This window comes from Amycolatopsis rhizosphaerae, from assembly GCF_007713715.1.
Lineage (GTDB): Bacteria > Actinomycetota > Actinomycetes > Mycobacteriales > Pseudonocardiaceae > Amycolatopsis_E > Amycolatopsis_E rhizosphaerae.
This window is the reverse complement of sequence record NZ_VJWX01000541.1, coordinates 1-4,722: the sequence shown is the minus strand read 5'-3', so window position 1 is coordinate 4,722 and position 4,722 is coordinate 1. Positions and strand designations below refer to the sequence as shown.

Below are 4,722 nucleotides of genomic sequence, written 5' to 3'. Positions count from 1 at the left end.
GTCGAAGAGATGTTCATCGGTTTTCCTCCCTGAAGTCGATGTCCATGATCGCTGCCGGAACCGCCGCGGGGCGCCGGTCGAAGGTCCCCAGGGGTGAGGACGTTGCGCTCCGCGATGGACCCTGGCGCCGGTGACGTTCGGCCCTTCTCCGCGACGACTCGCGCCGATCAAGGTTGTCGGCATGATGGCCTCGCCGGGAGAACTGGACATCGCGCTGCGCGCCGTGGCACGGCTGCCGCTGCCCCCCGAGGGCGGGCGGCTGGAGGTCGGGCCCGGCTGCGTGCACGTCGTGCCCGGGCACGACGACCGCGCCGCCCGGATCTACACGGGAGCCGCGATCTTCGTGCTCGCGCTCGCGTTGCGGGTGCAGGGCTGTTCGGCCCACGTCCGGCTCGGCGGCTCGCCGTCGCGCCCCGCGACGATCTTCTTCACCCGCCCGCGCCCGCCGATGCCCCGGGACCGGCGCCTGGCCGCGGCGCTCGAAGCGCCCGCGCCCGCCGCGCGGCTGACCGGCGTGACCCGCGCGGAACTGGAGCGGGCCGCCGCCGTGGAAGGGGCACGACTGCGCTTCACCGGGCGTGACCGTGCCGTGCTGAGCACGCGCGGGAACGGCCCGGCCGACCAGCTGGCGGCCGGGATGGCGCTGGCCCGGGTGCTGCTGAGCGCCGCGTCCCGTGGCGTGCCGGTCCGGTTCCTGCCCACCGGTGCCGAGGACGGGTGCGCCCAGGCCGTGCTGGTGCTCGGCCGGGCGGCGCGGGCATGAGCGCAGCGGGTGAGCGCCTGCTGCCCGGACTGGCGCAGTTCCGGGGATACCGGCGAAGCTGGCTGCGACCCGACCTGCTCGCCGGGGTCACCGTCGCGGCCTATCTGATCCCGCAGGTCATGGCCTACGCCGAGATCGCCGGGCTGCCCCCCGTGGTGGGCCTGTGGACCGCGCTCGGCCCCCTGGCGATCTACCCGCTGATCGGGTCGAGCCGCCAGTTGTCGGTGGGCCCGGAATCCACGACGGCGCTGCTGACCGCCACCGCCGTCGCGCCCCTTGCCGCCGGCGACCCCGGGCGCTACGCCGCGCTCGCGGCGATGCTCGCGCTGATGGTCGGCGGGCTGTGCCTGCTGGGCGGTCTCGTGCGGTTCGGGGTGCTCGCCGACCTGCTGTCGAAACCGGTGCTCGTCGGCTACCTCGCGGGCATCGCGGTGATCATGATCGTGAGCCAGCTGGGCAAGCTGACCGGGGTGCCGGTGACCGGGGAGAACCTTTTCGCGCAACTGCGGTCGTGGCTGTCCGGCCTGTCCGGCTTCCACGGGCCCACGCTGGCGCTGGGGGCCGCGGTGCTGGCCTTCCTGCTGATCGGCTCCCGGCTCGCGCCGAAGCTGCCCGTCCCGCTGATCGGCATGCTGCTGGCGGCCGGGGCGGTCGCGGTGTTCGATCTGACGGGCACCGGGATCGCGGTCGTCGGCGCCGTGCCCGCCGGCCTGCCGGCTCCGGCGCTGCCGCGGGTGGGCGCGCACGACCTGACGTCACTGCTGCTCCCGGCGGTGGGGATCGCGATCGTCGGGTTCTCCGACGTGGTGCTCACCGCCCGCGCCTTCGCGGCGCGCCGGGGCGAGACCGTCGACGCCGACCGTGAACTCCGGGCACTGGGCGCGAACAACCTGCTCACCGGGCTGTTCCGCGGGTTCCCGGTCAGCTGCAGCGGCAGCCGGACGGTGATCGGGGAGGCGCTGGGCAGCCGCACCCAGCTGTATTCGCTGGTGGCACTGGCCACCGTGGTGGTGGCGCTGTTCGCGGCGGGACCGGTGCTGGCCGCGTTCCCGCTGGCGGCGCTGGGGGCCGTGGTGGTGTACGCGGCACTGCGGCTGATCGACCTGGGCGAGTTCCGCCGGATCGCGGCGTTCCGGCGCAGTGAACTGGTGCTGGCGCTGGCGACCACGGTGAGCGTGCTCGGGCTGGGGGTGCTCTACGGCGTGCTCGCCGCGATCACACTGTCCGTTTTGGACCTGCTGCGGCGGATGGCGCGGCCGCACGCCGCGGTGCTCGGATACGCACCCGGCGTGCCGGGCATGCACGACGTGGGGGACTACCCGGGTTCGGTGAAGGTGCCGGGACTGGTGGTCTACCGGTACGACGCGCCGCTGTGCTTCGCCAACGCGGAGGACTTCCGGCGCCGCGCGCTGGAAGCGGTGGCACCGGACACGGAATGGTTCCTGCTCAACGCCGAGGCGAACATCGAAATCGACGTGACCGCGCTGGACGCGCTCGGCCAGTTGCGCACCGAGTTGCGGCGGCGGGGGATCACCTTCGCCATGGCCAGGGTGAAACGGGAACTCCTGAACCAGCTCGAAGCCGGGGGAGCGGCGGCGGAGATCGGCGAGGGCAGGCTGTTCCCGACGCTGCCCTCGGCGGTGGCCGGATACGTCCGGGAGTACCAGGCGCGGCACGGGCGGCCACCGGAGGGGATCACCCCCGGCGTGCTGCCGCCCGGCCCGGCGGCCTTCTGAGCGCGTTCAGCGCAGCCGGTGCGTCGACTCGGTGGTGATGACCACGACCGGGCAGTGCGCGTGCCGCACGCACTGCGTCGCCACGCTGCCCACGAGCAGCTCCCCCAGCGGGCGCGCCCCGTGTGAGCCGACCACGAGCAGGTCGGCGGTGGCGGACTCCTTGATCAGCTCGGTGGCCGGGTCCCCGATGGCCACCACCTCGGTCGGCGGCGGCGCCTGCCCGGCCTGCCCCGTGGCCTTCGAGACCGTGCTGTGCAGCAGGGTCGCGTAGTCCTCGTCCCGCTCGACCGGGCGGCGGCCGTGCGGCTGGATCGCGTAGGACGTGCCGGGCAGCAGGTCCTCCCTGGCCCGCACGAGTACCGCGCGCACCCGGTCGTGCCCGGTGGCCTCCTGCAGTGCCCATCGCAGGGCCGCCTCGCTCTGGACCGATCCGTCGACCCCGGCCACGATCGTGCGCTGGCTTGTCATGGTTTCCTCCCTGTCCGGCGCCCCATTCGGCATCCCGTCCGACTCCGGGGAGTCTGCGCGGCCGCATCGACGGGTCACCAGGGCACAAAGCCTTCCCGGAGGGGACTTCAGGCTCTCGAATCCCCTGCAACGGCGGGGAAAAACTGAACTCGCGCCGATAGGGCGGCAGCGCAGGGAGGAATGCGATGAACGTCGTCAAGGGATTGTCGGAGATCCGCGTCGCGGATGATGTTTCGGCCGGGGGCAAGGGGGCCAACCTCGGGGAACTCGCCGCGGCGGGCTTCCCGGTGCCCGGCGGGTTCGTCGTGCTGCGCGAGGGCTACTGGGCGGCGATGGACTACGGCGGGGTGCGGGAGGAACTCGCCCGCCTGCACGCGGCCACCCTCACCATCGGGGACGATCCCGACCGGCTGGCCGACAACTGCCGCCGGATGCAGGACATGGTGCGGAAGGTGACGCTGTCGCCGGAGCTGCGCGAGGCCGTGCTCGAAGCCTATGCGGCGCTGGGGCCGGACGTGACGGTCGCGGTGCGGTCCTCGGCCACGGGCGAGGACAGCGCGGACGCCTCGTTCGCCGGCATGAACGCCAGTTTCACCAACGTCAGCGGCGAGGCCGCGGTGCTGGAGCGCCTCGTCGACTGCTGGGCCTCGGCCTTCTCCCCCCGGGTGGTGACCTATCGCGCCGAGCGCGGGTTCACCGGCGAGCCCGCGATCGCGGTGGTGGTGCAGCAGATGGTCGAGGTCGAGCGGGCCGGGGTGATCTTCACCGCCGATCCGCGCACCGGCGACCGGCACCGCCTGATCGTCGAGGCGGTGTTCGGGCAAGGCGAAACGTTGGTTTCGGGTGCGGTGGAGCCGGACTCCTACGTGGTCGCCAAGGAGGACCTCAGGCTGGAGCAGGTCCGGGTGGGGGACAAGAAGTACAAGATCGTGCACGGTGCCGGCGGCAGCGACAGCCGCGTCGAACTGCCCGAGCCCGCCGCCCGGCGGCGGGTGCTCGATTCGGCGACGGTGCTGGAACTGGCCCGGCTGGCGATCCGCGTCGAGGACCACTACGGCGTTCCCCAGGACCTCGAATGGGCCATCGACTCCGGCGGGACGATCTTTCTTGTCCAGACCAGGCCGATCACCACGCTGAAGGCGGGGACCGCCGAAGAGTCCACAACGGAATCCGCGGGGGAGGTGCTGGTGCGGGGGCTGGCTGCCTCGCCGGGAACGGCGAGCGGGACCGTCCGCGTGCTGACCTCGCCCGAGCAGGGAAAGCAGTTGCGCGGCGGGGAGGTCCTGGTCGCGCCGATGACCAATCCGGACTGGGTGCCCACCATCCGCCGCGCGGCCGCGCTGGTCACCGACGGCGGCGGGATGACCTGCCACGCCGCGATCGTGGCCAGGGAACTGGGCGTGCCGTGCGTGGTCGGGACCGAGACCGCGACGAGCGTGCTCACCGACGGCCAGGAGGTCACCGTGGACGGGGCGGCCGGGGAGGTCCGTGCCGGTGCGGTGCGGAAGGCGGCGGCACGGACCGAGCCGGTGACCGCGCCCGCCCCGGCCGCGCCCGAAGCGCTGGCGACCCGGGTCTACGTCAACCTCGCGATGCCGGAACAGGCCGAGCACGCGGCGGCGCTGCCGGTGGACGGGGTGGGCCTGCTGCGGGCGGAGTTCATGCTCACCGAGGCGCTGGGCGGGCGGCACCCGCGGGATCTGCTCGCGCACGGCGAGGAGCGGTCCTTTGTGGACTCGATGGCGGAGTACCTGC

Annotated in this window: 4 protein-coding genes; 3 read left to right on the top strand and 1 reads right to left on the bottom strand. The window is 73.3% G+C overall.

Annotation, left to right across the window (positions count from 1 at the left end; all coding sequences use genetic code 11):
* Nucleotides 1-130: 130 nt before the first annotated feature.
* Together FNH05_RS32580 and FNH05_RS32575 are read left to right on the top strand one after the other, a co-directional pair.
* Nucleotides 131-763: a hypothetical protein gene (locus FNH05_RS32580; protein ID WP_144592685.1), complete on the top strand. Its 633-nt coding sequence runs from the start codon at nt 131-133 to the stop codon at nt 761-763.
* The gene (locus FNH05_RS32575; protein WP_144592684.1) at nt 760-2,499 is read left to right on the top strand and encodes a SulP family inorganic anion transporter; all 1,740 of its coding nucleotides are present in this window, start codon (nt 760-762) and stop codon (nt 2,497-2,499) included. Before FNH05_RS32580 ends, FNH05_RS32575 begins: the two co-directional genes overlap by 4 nt.
* Nucleotides 2,500-2,505: 6 nt before the next feature.
* Here the strand turns inward: FNH05_RS32575 and FNH05_RS32570 are convergent, their stop codons facing one another.
* Nucleotides 2,506-2,967: a universal stress protein gene (locus FNH05_RS32570; protein ID WP_144592683.1), complete on the bottom strand. Its 462-nt coding sequence runs from the start codon at nt 2,965-2,967 to the stop codon at nt 2,506-2,508.
* A 185-nt stretch (nt 2,968-3,152) separates the two neighbouring features.
* Between FNH05_RS32570 and FNH05_RS32565 the strand changes: the two genes are divergently transcribed.
* A partial coding sequence (locus FNH05_RS32565; protein ID WP_144592682.1) for a PEP/pyruvate-binding domain-containing protein occupies nt 3,153-4,722 on the top strand: 1,570 nt, incomplete at its 3' end.